The 21,107-nt window shown below is 39.9% G+C and carries 12 protein-coding genes and 1 pseudogene; 10 read left to right on the top strand and 3 right to left on the bottom strand.

What is annotated here, in order from left to right; genetic code table 11:
• Positions 1-92: 92 nt before the first annotated feature.
• Positions 93-1,922 (bottom strand): phosphoenolpyruvate carboxykinase (GTP), encoded by a 1,830-nt coding sequence (locus tag FTU91_RS05710; RefSeq protein ID WP_180042321.1) that lies wholly within the window; start codon positions 1,920-1,922, stop codon positions 93-95.
• A gap of 417 nt (positions 1,923-2,339) precedes the next feature.
• Here FTU91_RS05710 and FTU91_RS05715 point away from each other — a divergent pair, with 417 nt between their 5' ends.
• The 4 genes from FTU91_RS05715 to groL all read left to right on the top strand — a co-directional run bounded on the left by FTU91_RS05715 (position 2,340) and on the right by groL (position 6,210).
• A complete protein-coding gene (locus tag FTU91_RS05715) occupies positions 2,340-3,278 on the top strand; it encodes a diacylglycerol kinase family protein (RefSeq protein ID WP_180042318.1) in 939 nt (312 codons plus the stop codon).
• Positions 3,259-4,032 carry a metallophosphoesterase gene (locus FTU91_RS05720; protein WP_180081308.1) on the top strand — a complete coding sequence of 258 codons (774 nt, stop codon included), beginning with the start codon at positions 3,259-3,261 and terminating at the stop codon, positions 4,030-4,032. Before FTU91_RS05715 ends, FTU91_RS05720 begins: the two co-directional genes overlap by 20 nt.
• A 182-nt stretch (positions 4,033-4,214) precedes the next feature.
• The gene (gene groES, locus FTU91_RS05725) at positions 4,215-4,505 is read left to right on the top strand and encodes a co-chaperone GroES (RefSeq protein ID WP_016167026.1); all 291 of its coding nucleotides are present in this window, start codon (positions 4,215-4,217) and stop codon (positions 4,503-4,505) included.
• Between the two features lie 70 nt (positions 4,506-4,575).
• Positions 4,576-6,210: a chaperonin GroEL gene (gene groL, locus FTU91_RS05730; RefSeq protein ID WP_180081310.1), complete on the top strand. Its 1,635-nt coding sequence runs from the start codon at positions 4,576-4,578 to the stop codon at positions 6,208-6,210.
• Positions 6,211-6,795: 585 nt separating this feature from the next.
• Here groL and FTU91_RS05735 read toward each other — a convergent pair.
• Together FTU91_RS05735 and FTU91_RS05740 are read right to left on the bottom strand one after the other, a co-directional pair.
• The gene (locus tag FTU91_RS05735; protein ID WP_180081312.1) at positions 6,796-7,179 is read right to left on the bottom strand and encodes a hypothetical protein; all 384 of its coding nucleotides are present in this window, start codon (positions 7,177-7,179) and stop codon (positions 6,796-6,798) included.
• Positions 7,180-7,696: 517 nt separating this feature from the next.
• Positions 7,697-8,458, bottom strand: a pseudogene (locus tag FTU91_RS05740) (IS5 family transposase).
• A 503-nt stretch (positions 8,459-8,961) separates the two neighbouring features.
• On the opposite strand from FTU91_RS05740, the gene FTU91_RS16570 reads away from it, so the two are divergent.
• The 6 genes from FTU91_RS16570 to FTU91_RS05770 all read left to right on the top strand — a co-directional run.
• Entirely contained in the window at positions 8,962-12,264 is a 3,303-nt protein-coding gene (locus FTU91_RS16570; RefSeq protein WP_257221660.1) for a YadA-like family protein, read from the top strand.
• 749 nt (positions 12,265-13,013) lie between these two features.
• Entirely contained in the window at positions 13,014-14,279 is a 1,266-nt protein-coding gene (locus tag FTU91_RS05750; RefSeq protein WP_180081314.1) for a TolC family protein, read from the top strand.
• Positions 14,280-14,327: 48 nt separating this feature from the next.
• On the top strand, positions 14,328-16,574 hold the full coding sequence (locus FTU91_RS05755) for a type I secretion system permease/ATPase (protein WP_180081316.1): 2,247 nt from the start codon (positions 14,328-14,330) through the stop codon (positions 16,572-16,574).
• 58 nt (positions 16,575-16,632) lie between these two features.
• On the top strand, positions 16,633-17,871 hold the full coding sequence (locus FTU91_RS05760) for an HlyD family type I secretion periplasmic adaptor subunit (protein WP_180081318.1): 1,239 nt from the start codon (positions 16,633-16,635) through the stop codon (positions 17,869-17,871).
• 1,123 nt (positions 17,872-18,994) lie between these two features.
• A complete protein-coding gene (locus tag FTU91_RS05765) occupies positions 18,995-19,792 on the top strand; it encodes an OmpA family protein (protein ID WP_180042303.1) in 798 nt (265 codons plus the stop codon).
• A 69-nt stretch (positions 19,793-19,861) separates the two neighbouring features.
• Positions 19,862-21,107: Ig-like domain-containing protein (locus FTU91_RS05770; protein ID WP_180081320.1), on the top strand; the 1,246-nt coding region annotated here is incomplete at its 3' end.

A 21,107-nucleotide genomic window follows, 5' to 3' on the forward strand; every position in this document is an offset into this window, starting at 1 on the left:
CCCTTTTATGGCTGTTGTTAAATTATACAATCTTATTATTAAACAAATAGTTAAAAAAAAGGCCGCTTGTGCGGCCTTTTTTTATTTAGCGATTAAGCAGATTGAACTGCAGCTAAAAGTTCAGCTTGACGCTTTTTCAACGCTTCTGGTAGACGGTCACCCAGTTTGTTGAACAATTCAGAGTGGCTTTCAAATTCTTTGATCCACAAATCTTTATCTTGAGAAGTCACCATCTCGAACTGTTCTTTAGTGAAGTCAGAACCAGTCCAGTTCAGCTGTTCGTAAGTTGGAACGCGACCAATTGGTGTTTCAACAGCATCTGCACGACCTTCACAACGGTCAATGATCCACTCAAGAACACGCATGTTTTGACCGAAACCAGGCCATACGAAGTTGCCTTCAGCATCACGACGGAACCAGTTTACGTTGTAGATGCCAGGAAGCTTGTTGCCAGCAGCAGCAGCTTTCGCACCAACTTTCTCACCCATTTCTAACCAGTGAGAGAAGTAGTCAGCCATGTTGTAACCGGTGAATGGAAGCATCGCAAATGGGTCACGACGAACAACACCTTGTTGACCAACAGCAGCAGCAGTGGTTTCAGAACCCATGGTTGCTGCTTTATACACGCCGTCAACCCAGTCGATTGCTTCTGAAACTAGCGGAACTGTGTCTGCACGGCGACCACCGAAGATGAATGCAGAAATTGGAACACCTGCCGGATTTTCCCAGTCAGCATCAATTGAAGGGCATTGACCTGCAGCAACGGTAAAACGTGCATTTGGATGTGCAGCTTTTTCACCAGCAACGTGTGGTTGACCTTTCCAGTTAGTCAGGTTAGCAGGTACTTCTTTAGTCAGACCTTCCCACCATACTTCACCGTTGTCAGTCACGGCAACGTTAGTGTAAATCACGTCGTGGCTTAAAGTCGCCATACAGTTCGGGTTGGTTTTGGTATTGGTACCAGGTGCTACACCGAAGAAACCAGCTTCTGGGTTGATTGCATATAAGCGACCGTCTTCACCTGGTTTGATCCAGGCAATATCGTCACCTACAGTTTCAATTTTCCAGCCTTCGTAACCTGCTGGTGGAATCAACATTGCAAAGTTGGTTTTACCACAAGCTGATGGGAATGCAGCAGCGATGTAGTGTTTTTCACCTTGTGGATTGGTTACGCCAAGGATCAGCATGTGTTCAGCTAACCAGCCTTGTTGACGGCCCATAGAGGATGCAATACGTAATGCCAGGCATTTTTTACCCAACAATGCGTTACCGCCGTAACCTGAACCATAAGACCAGATTTCACGAGTTTCTGGATAATGCACGATATATTTTTCTGGGTTGCAAGGCCAAGCTACGTCTTTTTGACCTTCTTCAAGCGGAGCGCCTACAGTGTGGACACATGGTACGAATTCGCCATCAGTACCAAGTACCTCGTAAACAGCTTTACCCATACGAGCCATTTTAGCCATGCTTACTGCTACGTAAGGAGAGTCGGTTATCTCAATACCGATGTGTGCAATATGAGAACCTAAAGGACCCATAGAGAAAGGAACCACGTACATGGTACGTCCTTTCATGCAACCATCAAACAAACCGTTCAGGCGAGCGCGCATTTCAGCAGGCGCTTCCCAGTTGTTTGTCGCACCTGCGTCTTCTTGTTTTTCTGAACAGATAAATGTGCGACCTTCAACACGAGCAACGTCAGAAGGATCTGAATTTGCCAAGTAAGAACCAGGGTGTTTTTCTGGGTTAAGTGCTTGCATAGTGCCGTTAGCGATCATCAAGTCAATAAGACGTTGATATTCTTCTGCGCTACCGTCACACCATTCAATTTTTGCCGGTTTGGTTAATTTAGCAATCTCTTCCACCCATGCAATAAGCTTAGGGTTACGAACGAATTCTGGTGCGTTCACTTGGGTCATGGTGAGGCCTATCTCAAATATGTACGATTCAAATGTACAAAGTACAATCCAGGCAATGGGATACATCGCCAGGATGAAAATATAAAAAAAAAGTGGCTGTATTAAAGCATAAAATCATAAAAAAAATAAGACTAAAGAAGTAGCTGAAATAGATTGGAATATTATATATTTATTTTTTTAAATCATTAAAAACAATAAGTTAAAACATTGTTCGTTTATTAATTGATCCATTTACCAGTTTTATGAGTGTTATTTATTTAAATTATTTATTTATAAAACAATAGTTTAGTGTTGTTGTTTTCGTGGTAATCGCTATTGATTTAATAAATGGTGGTAATTCGAATTTTACATAAAGATGCTTTCAATTGTCGATAATTTGGACGAAATTAGAGCAATTGCTTCAAAAAAGTAGTAAAAATGTCAGTTTCTGCCAAGCCTTTGTCCCTTATCTATAATGAAAAATCAGGATTTCATGCAGCCAATAAAGATGAAATCTATGAGCCGCTTATGACAAATTTAACGGCCTATGGTTATGAGATTCAGGCATTTGAAATTAGTGCTGAAACAGATTTTAGCAGTTTTATGGACAGAATCATCGCACGCCATCTACAGGCAGAAGAAATTGGTATTGTGGTTGCTGCGGGTGGGGATGGTACACTCAATACGGTGGCTACCAAATTGATAGGCACTGAGATTCCTATGGGTATTTTTCCCTTGGGAACCTTCAATTATGTTGCCCGCTTGTTGCATATTCCACTTGATCTTCTCAAAGCGGCCGATGTTATTGCGACAGGACAAATCCGTGCAGTTCATGTGGCGCAAATTAATGATCATATCTATTTAAACAATGCTAGCTTGGGGCTTTATCCTTTATTCATACAAAGGCGTGAGCTCTATAACCGGTGTTTTGGCCGTTTTGCTTTACATGCCTATACTTCAGCGCTAGATGTGCTGATTCGTGATCGCAAAGAACTGAAACTGGAAGTGGAAATTGACGGTAAAAAATATCCCGTCAAAACTCCGCTGATTTTTTTTGGCAATAATCAGTTGCAACTGGCAGAGATGAATTTACGCATTGCCAAATGTGCTGAATTGGGAAAGGTTGTGGGTGTAGTGGTGGCGAAAAGCGATAAACCCACCTTATTTAAAATTTTATGGCAGTTGATTCGAGGCAATCTTGATCATGCACCAGATGTGTATAGCTTTTCTGCCGACAAGGTGCAAATACATTCCAAAGCCAAAAAACTGACTCTTGCACTGGATGGTGAGATTGTGGAAATGCAGCCCCCGCTGCATATTTCCGTACGCAAGCATGCATTGAAAATAATGGTTCCTTATGATTCTACATCTATCTGATTTGCATTTTGGTACGGAAAGACCGGCCTGTATGGCTGCAATTCGTCTCTTTTGTCAGCAACATCCTTTGGAAGCTGTAGTGGTCAGTGGGGACTTAACCCAGCGCGCCCATTATAAGCAGTTTTATGATTGCAAACAGTTTGTGGAAAGTTTAAATCTACCTTATCTGGTGGTACCCGGTAATCATGATATTCCCTTGTACCATGTCTGGAACCGGATATTCAGTCCCTTTACCCGTTATAAAATTTTCTTTGGTCATATGGAAACTGTGCTGGAAACCAAGAATTTTTATCTGATTGGCGTCAACAGTATTCGGCGGCGTTATCATACTCGGGGCCATATTTCCCTGGAGCAAATTCAGCAAATTGATCAAAGGCTGATGATGGCTCCCAAGCGTAAAATCAAACTTATTGTGGCGCACCAGCCATTTTATACACCGCCAGATAATCCGCATGGGATCAAGGATTGTCCAATGCTGGGGCGTATGGCTTTGGAGTCGTGGAGTCAAAGTGGTTTAAATGGCCTGTTGCATGGTCATCTGCATCAATCAGCGGTGTATGATCTGAACCAGATTTACCATTTAGGGGTAGACCATCCGGTGCTGGATATTCATGCCGGAACTGCAACGTCTTACCGTTTGCATCGGGGCTTACCCAACAGTCTGAATCTGATTTATCCAAATGCTGATGTAGAGCATTATTGTTTTAACAATCAGCAAAAAGAATTTGTGTTAAAAGAAGAAAATGCCGATTAAATGCAGAAATATCGGATTTGAATAAAAAAAATACAAAAAACAGTAAATTTTTTTTGTTTGCCCCTTGAAGCGTTTTTTTCCATCCCCACAACAGTGTCATCGAAATTATTTGATGATGACCGATGGAATAACAAAGTCATCATTACTTCACTAATAAAAGACTTAGTCTGATGGAGTTTCCAATGAGCAACATTCGTCCATTACATGATCGCGTAGTTATTCGTCGTGTTGAAGAAGAAACTAAAACTGCTGGCGGTATTTTGCTTCCAGGTTCTGCTGCTGAAAAACCGGCTCAAGGTGAAATCATTGCAGTAGGCAATGGCCAGATTACTGACAACGGTGTGCGTGCTTTAGATGTAAAAGTTGGCGACAAAGTATTATTCGGCACTTATGCGGGTACCACTGTAAAAGTACAAGGCGAGGAACTTCTTATTATGAAAGAGTCTGACATTTTAGCGGTGCTTGAAGGTTAATCCTGAGCCGGAAAATTCAGACCTGATTATCGATTCAGCTTATTGAAAATTAAAATATTTGGAGTAAACCATGTCAGCTAAAGACGTAAAATTTGGTGATTCAGCTCGCGCTAAAATGATTGCAGGTGTAAACGTACTTGCGGATGCGGTAAAAGTGACTTTAGGTCCTAAAGGCCGTAACGTTGTGATCGACCGTTCTTTTGGTGCACCACACATCACTAAAGACGGTGTAACTGTAGCGAAAGAAATTTCACTGGCAGACAAATTTGAGAACATGGGTGCGCAACTGGTTCGTGAAGTCTCTTCAAAAACCAATGACATCGCAGGTGACGGTACAACAACCGCAACCGTATTGGCTCAAGCAATCTTGAACGAAGGGATCAAGTCGGTGACTGCAGGCATGAACCCAATGGACTTGAAACGTGGTATCGACCTTGCAGTGAAAGCGGTAGTTGAAAACATTAAAGCCACTGCTAAACCAGCGTCTGATACTAAAGCGATTGAACAAGTGGGTTCGATCTCTGCAAACTCTGACGAAACTGTGGGTAAACTGATTGCGCAAGCCATGGAACGCGTTGGTAAAGAAGGCGTGATCACTGTTGAAGAAGGTTCAGGTTTTGAAGATGCGTTAGACGTAGTTGAGGGTATGCAGTTTGACCGTGGTTATATCAGCCCGTACTTTGCTAACAAACAAGACACTTTAACGGCTGAACTTGAAAATCCGTTCATTCTTCTTGTTGATAAAAAAATCAGCAATATTCGTGAATTGATTACAGTACTTGAAGCAGTGGCTAAAACAGGTAAACCGCTTCTTATCATCGCTGAAGATGTTGAAGGCGAAGCGTTGGCAACTCTAGTTGTGAACAACATGCGCGGCATCATTAAAGTATGTGCAGTGAAAGCGCCAGGTTTTGGTGACCGTCGTAAAGCAATGCTGCAAGATATCGCAATCTTGACTGGTGCTACTGTGATTTCTGAAGAAGTAGGCATGTCTTTAGAACAAGCGACACTTCAAGACCTAGGTACAGCTCATAAAGTTACTGTTTCTAAAGAGAATACAGTTCTTGTTGATGGTGCAGGTGATGCAGCTCAAATTGCTGATCGCGTTCAACAAATCCGTGCACAAATTGAAGAATCTACCTCTGAATACGACAAAGAAAAACTTCAGGAACGTGTTGCTAAATTGGCTGGCGGTGTGGCAGTGATTAAAATCGGTGCTGCAACTGAAGTTGAAATGAAAGAGAAGAAAGACCGTGTGGATGATGCGCTTCATGCAACTCGTGCTGCAGTTGAAGAAGGTGTAGTTGCCGGTGGTGGAGTTGCGCTTGTTCGTGCAGCTTCTGCGCTTAACGGTGTAACTGGTGCCAATGATGACCAAAACGTAGGTATTAACATTTTACGTCGCGCTATTGAAGCTCCGCTTCGTCAAATCGTAGCGAATGCGGGTGATGAGCCATCTGTAGTCATCAATGCTGTGAAAAATGGCGAAGGGAACTTCGGTTATAATGCTGCTACTGGTGAATATGGCGATATGCTTGAAATGGGTATTCTTGACCCTGCAAAAGTAACGCGTTCTGCACTTGAACATGCTGCTTCTGTTGCTGCTTTAATGTTAACGACTGAATGCATGATCACAGATATTCCTGAAGATAAACCTGCTATGCCTGATATGGGTGGCATGGGTGGAATGGGCGGTATGATGTAATTCGTCTGGCTGATTCATTACTCAACTTTCCAATACATGTTAAAAACATCCTTCAGGTTTGAGCTTGAAGGATGTTTTTTTATTGGTATATTTATTTATAAGTGTTATAAATTTTAACAATTTCAGTAAAAAATCTTCGACTTTTGTATCCTGTCTGTTAATTTATTTTGTGATAGGATGAATGAAGATAAGATAAATTTCACATCAGGCAGGTATGATTTTTCTGTTGATATTTTAAACAGAATTAAGTGTATAGGAGGGGATCTGAACATAATAAGTATTTCTGAATATGTGTGATCTTTATCATAATATGATGTATAAATGTTGTTAAATAGTGATATTATTGTGACTGTGTAATCAGTTTATAATAGTTAATAATTTCTCCAAAATATAGTTGACATTTAGCATGAATGATTTAAATACAAGAGCTAAAGAGCATAAGAGGGTAGTTCTGAAATCGGAGCTGATAATCATTAGCGCTGAAGAGTTGAAAGGCTTATATCGAAAGTTGAGGGACTATGAAGATCAGATTCAAAGTTACCAACAAGAAAAGCGATTTTTTCTGAAAATGCTGTCCAATCAATCTTAATTAGTTTGGCTAAACTCATCAATTAAGTTTTGAATAATTTCTTTGTGTGCACTCTTTAGGGCTTTGAATTTTAAAAAATAGTTTAATTCAACACTTTGTGATTCTGTTAGTGTAGATGTTTCATCTGCTAGTTTTTGATCACCAAATCTTAACCATTGTTTAGAAACATTTAACCATAATGCTAATAGCGACAATTTATCCTGACCAGGAATAGCCTTGCCAAGCAGCCAGTTATTCGCTGATTGTACTGAAATTGGTTGACCATCATAACGACAGTTAAATTCTTTCGACAAGTAGGTTGGACTAATCGGATGTTTGGCTTCTGATAAAGCCTGAGTTAGGCGTTCAGAAAAAAGTTTTTTTTCCTGTTGATTGCTCATGATCTAAAATAAACCTCAAAGATGCAATTATTATACACTTTTTATATTGCGAATAGGTTGTGCTATTGTAATACTTTTACTCCATAAAGGTAAATTAATTTCAATATCTAAAAAAGCCTTTAATTGTTTAATTTGTATCCAAAAGTTTCCATTTGATATTTTAAAGTCAGCTTGATTTTACAAAAATAGCTGTAATAAGCTAAATAAAATCCCCATCTCTTTTAACAGTATTTTAAACGGTTTTTTGCATTCTGATGAGTAAATGTAAATTCACATTTTTATGTGTAGTATTAAAAAAAATTGATTAGCACAATTATAATTTCCAGTGCTCTTTTTAGGGTGGTGCTACAGTTTTTCATTTAATTTATGTGATTTTGATCCTTGGTGAAATGATTTGAATGCTGGATTTAATGATGGCGAAAGTTTGTATCTTTCAGAGCTTAATAATATCAATCAATCTGTACATACAGTAGATTTCTAATCGTTTTCTTGATTTTTTATTTGGTGTGTTGATATTTCATAATGGTAGCCAAATAAATATACAAACTAAGGCAACAGAACTTGAATGGTTTCTCTTTAGCTTGTCATAACCTGTCGCGATAGTTTTAAATTACTTCAGTCTTGCAAGTATATTCTCAATTAAGTCTCTAATTTTATATAAGTACCAATCTTTGTAATCATTATGCGATTGGGTTTTGAATTTTGTAAGATATTTTCTTTAGTTATTGTTTTTTTATATTTTTTCTCTAAATAAGTTCGCATCATATCCTTTATTTGTACAAAGCACATCAGTATCTTTTAGACCTATGGGATTAACCAAGGCTGTTGCTACTTTCACATTATGACTTGTACCGTCATGAATTAGAAATTGAATAGGGTTCTCATTTGAATCTACTGTTAAATGAGTTTTAGAGCTATTACCACCCATGCTTTTTGAAATAGCTTGGGTTCTGATGCTTGTGGCATGCTGATGAGCACGCACATGGGTTGCATCAATAAATACCCACTCCAGATCAGCATCAAAAGAAATTAAGTTAAATGTTTTTAATAACTTATTGTTTTTTGACCGCTGTGTAAACTTTCTAAATATTGAGTTGGGTTTGCTAAATGCTGTTAGCAAATCTCTTCATGCGTAATCTGTGTGAATTCTATATGGGATAGCTTCAATAAAATTTCGAAGATTATGGTTGAGATAAATATCAAAATTAGGGATGGGTGTATTGCTCCGCAAGGCTTTCAGCTTAGACCAGTGTTGATCTATCAGTATTGTGCGAGTCATAGCGAGAAGTGAATTTGGTTTGGTAATTAAATTTTACTTTCTCGCTATTTTTTTGCACAGCAAATGTCACAGACTCTAATTTCAATCGAGTTGTTTTCATAAAAATTGACTGTAAATGGTGCTAACTGATGCCACCGCTAAAAATTTATAAATTGATCTTATTGGTTTGATTTATCGCCTAAAAATACCTCATAGTTACAAAATATATCAAGTATTGATTTAAAATATTTTGATGTGATTTTTGATATTTTATTTTAAATAGATGATTTTAATATATTTTATTGTTATTATGGTGTTTCTCTTGCTAAGAAATATGTAATTATTATAAATATAAATCAAATATTGATTGATAAAGATGTTTTTTTTTGTATATTATGGCCTTGTACGAAATTGATGCTTTGAACGGAATTTTTCAGTATCCAAATTTTCGTCCCAGTTTTGCTGGTTTGCAAACATCCTAGGGTAAACCAGTCTTTTTATAAGAATTGAAAGAGGACAAATCTATGACATTTAAGAAATCAGCATTAGCTGCAGCTGTATTAACGGTTGTTGCAGGGAATGCCTTGGCTGCAACAGTAACAACTCCAGAAACACGCTTTAAGCCTACAGGTCCATTCAGTGGTTATTTGCAATCTGAAGGCTATTCTACTTCAGTAATTGACACAAACTTTACAAGTAATAAAACCTTTCTTGAAGTACAAGATTCGAATGTTGTTATATCGGCTGGCACTCCTGAACCAGTAGCTGGTCAACCGGGGGTTGAGCGTTATAGTGAGACACGTGAAGGTACAGTTGAAACCACTTCTAATTCATCTGATTGGAACCTGACCGATAATACAAAAGAAGACTCACGAACTGTAGATACGTCTTCATATTATAGTGCGAATGGCTTGGTAACTCGTACAGCGCAAACTCGTACTCTATCTATACCTTTTGTTGGGACTGTTACTATTCGAGAAGCAGATGTTGGGACTTTGACTGAGGATAACTTTGAAGCATACGATCTAACCAAAAAAGCGGGTGCTTTTGAAGAAACACGTTCGAGTAGCAGAACAGCAGTTGACTATAATGATAACCAAGTACTTGATCATACTATAGAAAGTAAGCGTACTCGAAATTATAAGGATAATGCGGTTGCCTATGACCAAAATGGTCAACCAGTACAGGTTGACGGTCAAACTAGTTATGTGGTGTTAGAAGATACCAGTGAGCGTAATTTTAATTTAACGGCATATAATTCAGATGTTGAAAATGGCGTAGAGACTAGCCGTGATCCTGATGGCAAGTTACTGGTTGTAGATCGTAGCCGTTCTTCTACCGAGCAAGATGCTAACTACCAATATGATGATATTTCTGGTGATTTCGTTACCTTTAAAGGACAAGGTGATAATGTAGAATTGTCTAATATTGAAGAAGTAACCCGCGCTCGGACATCGACATATACCAATTATGATGATGTTAGTGTAAAAGATTTGGAACTCTCTCGTCAGCAATCTAATAGTTACCAGCAAACTGATATCTTTGATAATTTTGTAAGCTACAATAACCAGAATGGAACAAGTGATTTAACCGTCTATAATGATGGTAAATCCAATCTGGCTTGGGAAGGTCAGCTTAACCTTGATGCAAGCTGGAAGTCACGTGAAGTTTCAGAAAAAGATGGTCAGCTCAATACTGATAGCATTACCACAGGTACTTATGAGCTAAACCAGCAGGACGCATATTATCAACCTACCCATAATGCGGAAGGTGAAAATTATAATATTGTAAAAGCAACTGGTAATCAGGAAATCCCTTTCCCATATGATTATTTAGGCGGTAATCAGCCAATGCTGTTGGGCAGTATGTACTATAATGGGGAAGATACTGCATTACAAAGTTCGCTTTACGATTCAAAATATCATGAAAAAACTGTTGATGGGAACGGAAATTTAGTTCATGAAATCACAAACAACCAATATGAATCATTAAACTATGCTGCGAATATGCAGGAAAATATTGAAGTTGATCGTGACTTAGTACGTAGTGATCTACGTGATGAAACTACTATTGGTTCTGAAGTCGTGGTCTCTACTAATCCACAAGATCAGGTGGTTTCAGGCTTCACCCGTAAATTTGACGGTTCGCCAATTACTCTGAATGATGTTAATCAGTGGGTAGATGATAATGGTGATATCCATCATTATGTAGTTCTGGGCTTGGATAAAAATGGTCAAGAAATCCGTACTGAGGTACAGGTTGCTGATGCAGCTGATCCAACTAGTTTGAGTCTAAATGCAACGTATAACCAATTGAATACCTCAAATTCAACAGAGTCAGTGCGTTATAATGAAGATGAGTTCTATAAATCTACAGATTCATCACTAGATTCATATACTACGACTTATGAAGATGGTTCTGTTGACTCTGATAAATGGACTTCTGATCAAGCAATTACCGTTTATAATGAGAATGTAGTTGATAAAGAGTGGGAGGGTTCTCGTTCTAATACCTACGAAAACCAACGTGTTACATTTGCTGATGTTGAGGGTGTTGCAACAGCAGCTCAGATTAATACTTATGCACATCAAGATGCTGAAAATACCACTAAATATAAACCTGGTCAGGAATTGGTAGAAGAAACCAACCAGACAGAATCATATCAATGGACTCAAGAAGATCTATTGGCTAATACAGCTTTTGCTGCTCAAGATAACTGGCAACGCAATGAAAAATTGTATGCTGAAGGTGCTAGCGATTTAGGTCTTGTTGTAACTGAAAATGGAAATGGTACATCTTCTTATATTTCTGCTACACAGACTGAAGAATCACAATGGGCATCGAATAGTCAGGAAACAATCTATCAAGCTGGTGATATAAATAGTACTGAAACTGGTTCCAATTCACAGAGCACAACACGTACTGATCTTGTAACAGGTAATTCAGATACTTATGCAACTAATGGTCAATTTGCATCAACTGAGTTCAATACGGTTACTGGTTTACTGGCATCACAAGCTGTTCGGTCTACAGAGGCTGCTCAGCGTCAAGAAAGTTTAAGTCAGACAGAGGCTGGTGTAACCACATCTACAACGGTTGTTCGTGGTTATGAAGATGAACAACGTAGTGATGAAAGCGCAACCTTGACAGTTTATGGTTCTGAAACCAATGTTGCGGGTGACGGCTCTCAAACTGTATTGGCTAAGAGTGAAACAACAGTTGTAGATAAGTTTGGTATTGAGGAATCTAATGAGCTGACTCAAACAGATACAAATATCACTGCTGCTGGTGCTACAACCACAACTACACAACAACGCACAGATGATGTTGCTGGTATTCAGCTTGAAAAAACAGTGGCAGGTACTACGACTCAGACCAGTTCAACCACAATCAGTGCGGGTGAAATTTCTGTAGATGGCGTGTCTATCACTGCAAATGGTTTGAATGCCAATAATACCGTTGTGTCTAATGTTGCAAATGGTGTTGCGGATTCTGACGCGGCAAACCTTGGTCAAGTACGATCATACTACAATGATGTCAGTGGTCGTGTTAACCAATTAAATACACGTGTAGATGATGTAGAGAAAACTTCTTACCGTGGTATCGCTATTGCTTTAGCTGCGCAACAACAAATCCCTAACATCGGTGCTGGTCAATTTGCAGTATTTGGTGGTGTAGGTCACTATGAAGGTGAGTCTGCTGGTGCTCTAGGTGTTGCTAGCGTATTTGCTGACGGTCGTACTTCTGTAAGTGCTGCGGTAGGTTTTTCCGGCGGTAACGAAGTTGGTGGTCGTGTAGGTGTATCATACGTTTTTGGCGGTAAATAATTACCTGTTAAAAAGTATAGATTAAAAAAATCCTCGCCTTGTGCGGGGATTTTTTTAATCAATTTCTATTCATATGATGAGTCATTTTTTTGTTTGACTTATCACTTTAATTTTTTGTGTTAAACGTCTATAAACAGCTGTTTTTATCCATTTTAGAATGGATAAAAATAATGCAAAAAGCTGGAAAATAAAATTATTGGACAAATTGATGATATTGCGTTGAATGTAAGTTTATAGGCTAAAATAATCCAGAAAATTGTTCACTATACTCAAACTCAGGCGGACAAGGTGTCTGCTTTGGATCTGGGAAAGAGATAGGATTCAGTTTCTTTGAGCTGATCGATTTTATACATAAATTATGTATAAATCCTGCAAGTTGACGGTACAAATCATGATCAAAAAATGGATATTTGCATCATTGATGTAAGAGGCTTACTGTTGAGGAATAGAATTAAAATTCCGGAAAAAAGAGGGGATAAAGTTACCTACTTAAAAAATATAGTCACTTGATAATAGAGCAAAAAATTAATGAAAGTTTCATGTGTTTAGTCTGTATTTTAATGAGTTGTTGCTTTAAAATCCGAAAATGCTCTAATTAATGTGATATTTTTCACATTAATTTGGATGGTTAATACCGAGTTTTTGATTAGAACACAGTAGAAATCTTAAAGCTAATTATTGAAAGTCATCATTATTTTTTATGTAATAATCACTTAAAGTTGAATATGAAAAAAAGTCATAGATCTGTTGTGAGATATCCTCAAAATCAGGTGATGGTGCTGTTCACCACATTAATGTTGACTTCCCCGGTTTATGCAGCGGATCTCAAAATATTGCTACAGAATGCATTAACACAAGATCCATTGATGATTGAAGCGCAAGCCAATGAGCAGGCGGCGATCAGTAAAGTTAAAGAGTCACAGGCCTTGCATTATCCAGTTTTGGCAGTGACCGCAAATCAAGTCCTGGGTCAATCCCATAAAGATCGCACCGATTATGCCAGTGAAGACTTCACGCCGGGTTTACGTGGCACCCTGAATTTATATTCTTTTGGAGCCATTAGTGCGCAGGTCGAGCGCGATAAAAGCAAATCAGCGTATTTTCATGAAAAAATTGGTGAAACTTCAGAAGAATTAGGCTACACCATTGGCAGTGAATATATTAAAGCCTTGCGTGCCCAAGAGTCCTTAGTTGTACAAAACCGGAGTCTGGAACGCCACAATAAATTCACCCAGGATATTGGGATTATTGTGAAATATGATCAGGGACGTCGTTCTGAACTGATTCAGGCTAAAGCCCGGCAGATGCAGGTTGAACATATGATCAGCGGTTTACAGCGTGAGCTGGGCTTTGCTTTAAGTAATCTGAAAAAATATACAGCTGATGTTTCTCCAGATGGATTGCGTGATCCATTTGCCGATCTTTCCGTCACGGATGTTGTGAATCGTTATAGTTTGACCCATCCCAGCCAGCATCCCTCTTTTCAGGCACAACAAGCTGAATTGGACAGTATCCGATCCGAACATAAATATCGTCAAACCAAACGCTATCCAAGTATTAATTTAGAAGGAAATGTCACCACTGAAGATCGTCAAGTTTATTTAAGCATGTCGTGGGATATGTTTAATCAAGCGACAAAATATTCAGTAGAGCAGGGTGGACAATCGATTGTGGCAGCAAATGCACGATTAGGGCAAATTCAGCGAGATATAGAAGAACGTGCCCGAACTGCAGAAATTGATATGTTTCAAAGCAAACAAACAATGGAGATTACCCGACAACAAATCGCAGCTTCACGTGATGTAGTGATTGCCAATGAAAAGCAATTTAAGATTGCACGAAAGACTTTGGTTGATGTACTGAATGCCTATAATGAGCTGTCTGCAGTGGAAATGGCTTATGTAACGGCACAAAATGATTTTCGTATGGCAGCCTTGGCATATTTGCGGGCACAGGGAAAAATCTCAACATGGGCGAAGGGTTCGAGCGACACGACCTGGTCGATACAGCCTTAACTTTTAATCCAGCATTGCGACAGAATAAAAAAGGTTATCAAAAAGTTCATGAAATCAATTATCGAACATATCGCTTTAGTGACCCAGCTTCTGGGAACACCTATTTCTGTTGCTACGCTTATGGCACAGGTCACCCAGGATCAGAACCTGCAGGTCAATTATCATTCATTGGGGGAAGTCTTAAAAACTCATGGTTTTGACAATACCCTGGCACAGCGAAATTTGCAGGATATTCCGTCCTTAGCCATGCCTGTGGTGGTTGTGCTTAAAGATGAACACGCAGCAGTGATTACCCATATTGATGGTGTGGGGGATGAGCGAGTTTATGAAATTCAGCAGACCGATGGTTTAAAGCAGAAACTCACTCAACAACAACTTGATGAGCTCTATTTGGGATATTGCTGGTTTATCAAGCCAAAACTGGCCAGTGATTTACGTTCAGAATTACCCGAATATCATATGCCTAAAGCCTGGTTCTGGAAGGTGATCTGGCGTTTCCGTTCCTATTATTATCAAGTCATTTTGGCGACTTTCATTATCAACTTTTTGGCATTGGTCAGTTCGCTCTATGTTATGAACGTCTATGACCGTGTAATTCCAAACAAGTCTTATGAAACACTGTGGGTGCTGAGTATCGGGGTTATCTTGGCAATTTTCTTTGAATTTGTTGCTAAGATGATTCGTGGGCATTTAACCGATATTGCAGGAAAAAAAGCAGATTTAATTATCAGTTCGGCGATTTTTAGACGGGTGATGAGTCTGGATTTGTCGGAAAAACCTGCCTCTTCAGGGGCTTATGCCAACAACTTGCGTGAGTTTGAGTCGGTACGCGACTTTATGACCAGTGCCAGCTTGCTGGTTTTGGTGGATTTACCATTTTTACTGTTATTTATCACCGTGATTTGGCTGATTGCTGGGAAATTAGCTTTGGTGCCTTTAATTCTGATCCCCATTGTGATGTTGGTGGGTTTTTTGGCACAAGGTCCTCTTGCACGTTATATCAATGAGTCCATGCGTGAAGGCTCGCAACGACAAGGCTTGGCGGTTGAGGCCATTGAAGGGATTGAAACCTTAAAAACCAACAATGCTGCCAGCTGGGCGCAAGAAAAGTGGGATTTTTATACAGCCCGCAGTGCAGCTTCAAGTACTAAAACCCGTGATTTAAGCAATTTTGTGGTGAATTTTTCGGTTGGTATTCAGCAACTCAATACGGTGATTTTGGTGATTGTGGGGACTTATCTGATTCATAGTCCTGATACCAATTCTAAAATTACCATGGGGGCGTTGATTGCAGCCGTGATTTTATCGGGTCGTGCGCTGGCTCCTTTGGCGCAAATTGCCAACCTGGCGATTCGCTTTCAACAAGCCAAAGTGGGGATGCAAGGTTTACAAAGCATTATTGACCGAAAAATTGAGCGTGATCCAGAGCGGGAATATATCAGTCTGAATCGGGTTGAAGGTGAGCTGAATGTGCAGCAGGTCAGTTTCAAATACCAGGCTGATATGCCAGAGGTATTGAAAAATGTCAGTCTGCAGTTGAAGCCGGGTGAGAAAGTCGGGATTTTGGGTAAAATTGGCAGTGGTAAAACCACCATGCTGAAACTGGCCAGTGGCTTATTTACTCCGAGTCAGGGCAATGTCACGTTAGATGGCGTTGATTTAAGACAGCTTGATCCGAATTATCTGCGCAACCAGATCGCGATGCTGGGACAGTCGCCGCGCTTATTTTTAGGCAGCTTGCGCGAAAATCTGGATCTGGCCCGTCAGGATGGTTTTAGCGGTAACCAGGATTTGATTAATGCACTGAAACGTTTTGGTTTGGAGCAGATGATTCAAAACCATCCTAAAGGTCTGGATATGCCTTTGGGTGAGGACGGACAGGGATTATCTGGCGGGCAGAAACAGATTATTGCTTTGGCGCGTCTGACCTTGCGTCATCCAAAAGTGGTGCTTCTGGATGAACCCACTACAGGGCTGGATCAAGGCACAGAACAGAAGGCGCTACAAGCTCTGGGACAATGGTGTAAAGACAAAACTCTGTTGGTTGTGACTCACCGGATGCAGGTGTTAAGCATTGTCGATCGAATTGTGGTGATGGATCAAGGCAAAATTGTCATGGATGGACCGCGTGATGCCGTGCTTAAAAAGTTGACACAAAATGAGCAAAAAGCACGTACAGCGACACAACGGGTGATTCGACCTGCGGCTATGGCGGGTTCAGTGGCAACCAACAGTCCGACGCAGACTGATACGAATGCCGCCCAGATAGCTGAAACAGAGCATCCGATGGCCTAAATCTGACTTGAATTAATAAAGCCCGAGCCAGAGACACACATAATATTGAGTAAAATGTATGAAGGATAATCCAACCAAGTCATCTGAAAAGATACATTCCAAAGATCTGAAATTGGTGAATGATCTGAATGCTGCGTTGCAAAAAGAAAAGCATAGCGGGTTATTTTGGATGATCGGTTTGCTGTTTGTGTTTTTGGTGGTGTTCGTGATCTGGGCCTATAACAGTACGGTTGAAGAGGTGACTCGGGGACAAGGCAGTGTTATTCCAACCAGTCGTGAACAAATTGTACAAAGCCTGGATCCGGGAACCATCAAGGAAATGCGGGTCAAAGAAGGAGATGTGGTCGAAAAAGGGCAAATTCTCCTCACTTTGGATGATACCCGGAGTGCCGCAGTATTACGTGAAAGCGAAGCCAAGGTGGCTAACCTGGAAGCCATGGCAGCCCGCTTGCGAGCAGAATCTTACGGCACCGCCATTCAATTTCCTGCAGGGATTAGTCCGGACTTGCAGCGTCGTGAACGTGCCGCTTATGAAGCCCGTCGTCGTGCAGTCGATGATGCCGTATCCGGTTTGCAGCAAAGTAAAGCTATGCTGGACCGGGAAATTGGGATTACCGCACCGATGGTTGCAGAAGGGGTAATGTCAGAAGTGGAATTGCTGCGTATGCGTCGGCAGTCTTCAGATCTGGCTTTGCAAATCAATGAAAAACGCAACCAGTATGCCGCCGATGCCAACAACGAGCTGGTCCGCATAGAATCGGAACTGGCACAGGCCAAAGAGAATATGGCGATGCGTGCCGACCCTGTAGACCGCAGCTTAATTCGGGCACCATTACGAGGGATTGTGAAAAATATAAAAATCAATACCTTGGGTGGCGTGGTTCAGGCGGGACAAGACATTATGGAAATTGTTCCTCTCGATGACAAATTACTGGTTGAAGCGTATATCCGTCCGCAAGATGTGGCATTTGTCCGTCCGGGGCTAGATGCAATTGTAAAAATTACTGCTTATGATTATTCGCTGTATGGTGGACTAGAAGGTAAAGTAACCCTGATCAGTCCTGATACCTTACGTGACAAGGCGCGACCAAGTGAACTGAATCTAAATCCAGACGAAGCTTACTATCGGATTTTAGTGGAAACCCATAAAAATTCACTGACGGATAAAAATGGACAATCCATGCCGATTATTCCCGGTATGATTGCCAGTGTGGATGTCAAGACTGGAGAAAAAACCATCTTTCAATACCTGATCAAGCCGATTACCCGTATGAAGCAGGCATTGCAGGAACGCTAAATAAAAATATGTTTTAATTTAAAAATTTAAGCCAAATTTTTATGAAATTTGGCTTTTTTATTGACTTGAGATTGGATAAGACATGCATGAGCTGAAAACTTCCTGTCAGTATCTGCTGGGCTTTACTAGGTTTAATTGAGGAGATGCATCTTAAAAATACACAGCACGATGATGGGGAAATCAACTTAGAAGTGATTTTGGTTTATAAAATATCGAATCTTTGAAGGAGACTACAGCCGCAGTTTTTAAACAGGAATGCCTGCTGTGTTTAGGATCACAACATTTAAGTTTTTATCTTCAAGGGAATGGTTTGGAAAGCTGAAAAATATCAACCTGCAGTAGTCAGGCTTGAATATATAGGTCTCGTCTAGAGGTCAGTATCATTTCAGCAACACTTTGATCAAAACAAATCGAACAAGCTTTAGTGTTTACTTCAATGCTGTATGCAGAGAAGAATCTCGTTTTCTAGCTTGAAACCGGGTGCGTGATTTTGAGTGACTTACTTTGATTACTTCATTATTCAGCACAAAGTTGCAATGAAATGTATATTTTTAACTTTATTTCTTTGGTAGAAGCTTTTGTTATTTGGTATATTTTTTATGTAATTAATGTATTAAAAGTGTAATTTATGTACCATGAATATTCATTTAATTAACTAGAATCATATTTTACATAAATTATTTATCACGTATAAATATAAGCAAGTTATTGTAAATTATTAATATAAAACTCTCAAGAAAACTTAATATTAATAAAAATTATTCTTATTTAAGTTCAAATGGAAATAACCCCTTTTTTCTATTAATAAAAAGAGATATAAATAAATTAAAAAAGATGATTTTTATACTATTTTTTTGAGTATATTTTTTATATGATTATTAAGTTTAAATGTGAATTAAGTCACATAAATCCATACTTTTTTTAATAATTTTACATTGGATTTGCTTTTTTAAGGGCTGAAGGGTGGTGGGATATGAGTATTAAAAAATTAGTTTTAATAACGGGGCTTTCTATTTTTGGGTCGGGATGTGCTTCTATTAATAATCAGTCTCCTTTAGAGCATTGGAAAACATTTAATCCTGCATCTATGACTTTGCCTGATCATATTAGACCGGATCAAACAATGGCAGTTTTTCTCCGAGAGGAAAATGCATTCAATGGTCCAGCCGTTAATATTTTTCTGGAAGGAGAGTATTTAACTTCGCTTCAACCGGGCGGTTATAAAATGCTGCCTGTATGTGCAAATCCGACTCAAATGAGTGCTGCTTTTACCCAAAGTGAGCTGGATTATTCAAAGGTACGGCAGAAAACTCAGGTCTATGACTTGCCTGCAGGGAAAATTCAGTATTTTAAACTTGTTGAGGATGCTAATCAGTCTATTAAAATTCAGCCATTAACAGAAGCACAGGCCCAGCAGATCCTTCCTACCGTTCGTGAACAAACTCATACGCTCCCACGTGTTGAAAAAAATAAGGTGTGTGCAAAACCAGTCTATGTCAATGTCCCTGTCCAAACTGTCTTGAAGAAATATACCTTACAGGCAAATACCTTATTTGCTTATGCAAAATCAGGCCCAAATGACATATTAAAAAAAGGTCGCGAAGAAGTTAAAACAATCGCAGATCAAATTATCAATGAACAAAGTCAGATTAGCCATATTAGCATTCTTGGCTATACCGATCCTGTAGGAACCGAAGCTTTTAATCAGCAGTTATCTTTGCGACGTGCTGAAACAGTGCGTAATTTACTGACAATGTATGGTGTGGCTAGACAGAATATTTCAGTCGAAGGACGCGGTGAACAAGACCTGGTGGTCAGTGATTGTCAGAGTCGTTATGCAAAAGACAAGCTGGCTCATGAGCAATGTGATCTGCCTAACCGACGTGTAGAAATTATTACTTACGGCATTAAAGCTGAATAAAACTTTTTAAATCTAATTGAACTTTCTAATAAATTTTTAAAATCTGGCTAGCAGATCAGGATTAATCTTATGAATAATCAAACCATTACTGTAAAACTACATAGTGCTAAGAAAATAATTTCAACTCTGAAAGTTACCAAAACACCCGATCAGCCTGTGATTATTCAGGCCAAAAAAAATGTCAATTACGAGTTGATTGATGATGCAACTCAATTTGCCCCTGAAAATATTAAAATTAAGCGTGTGGGCAATGACTTGCATATTGGTTTTGAAGACGGTTCATCAGATCCACTTGATGCTGACCTGATTATTCAGGATTACTATGGTCACGATGGGGTGACCAGTAATTTACTGATCGGTCTGCATGAAAATGGCAGTTATTATGCCTATGTGCCGGAAAGTGGTTTGCAAGAACATGCTGTAAGTATGCTGGCTGAAGAAGTCAGTGCTGGTCAGGCATTGGGTGGTGAACCTTTGGTTGCAGCTGCCTATGAGTTTAATCCGTATTGGTTACTGGCTTTGATTCCTTTGGTGGGATTGGCTGTGGCAGCGGGTGATAGTGATTCGGTATCAGTAAAGGAAACTGCTCCTGTTGCAATAGATGATGTGATCAGCATTGTTGAAGATACTGTATTTACTTCAACAGTCAGCCTATTGGCGAATGATAGTGATGTTGACAGTAGTTTCACTGCAGTTGCAGGTACGTACACGACTACACAAGGCGGCACGATTGTGATCGCGGAAGATGGTCAGTATGTGTATATGCCAGCAGCGAATTTCACAGGTATTGATACTGTTGACTACACCATTACAGATGGTTCGTTGACGGATACTGGTACGTTGACCATTATGGTTAGTTCAGTTAATGATGCACCTGTGGCCAATCCAGATACAGCAACTGTGGTTGAAGACACTGCAGCCACCATTACTGTTCTGGGCAATGACACGGATGCTGAAAATGATACGTTAACTGTTACTGCAGCGAGCGCGTTGCATGGTACGGTCACGATCAACAGCGACGGTACCTTGAGTTACACACCGAACGCGAACTACACCGGTGCAGACACCATCAGCTACAGCGTGACAGATGGCAATGGCGGTACCAGCAGCAGCGTAGTGAACGTCAGCGTGACCCCTGTGAATGATGCCCCGGTACTGAGCTTCACTGATAGCTTGACCAGCATTGCGGAAAACAGTGCGACGGCAGGCATGGTGGTGACGGATGCGAATGCGACCGATGCCGAAGGCGATACGCTGACTTACAGCCTGACTAACAATCCGGACGGCTACTACAGCATTGATCCTGCGACGGGTG

It is taken from the genome of Acinetobacter sp. YH12201 (assembly GCF_013418145.1).
Taxonomy (GTDB): domain Bacteria; phylum Pseudomonadota; class Gammaproteobacteria; order Pseudomonadales; family Moraxellaceae; genus Acinetobacter.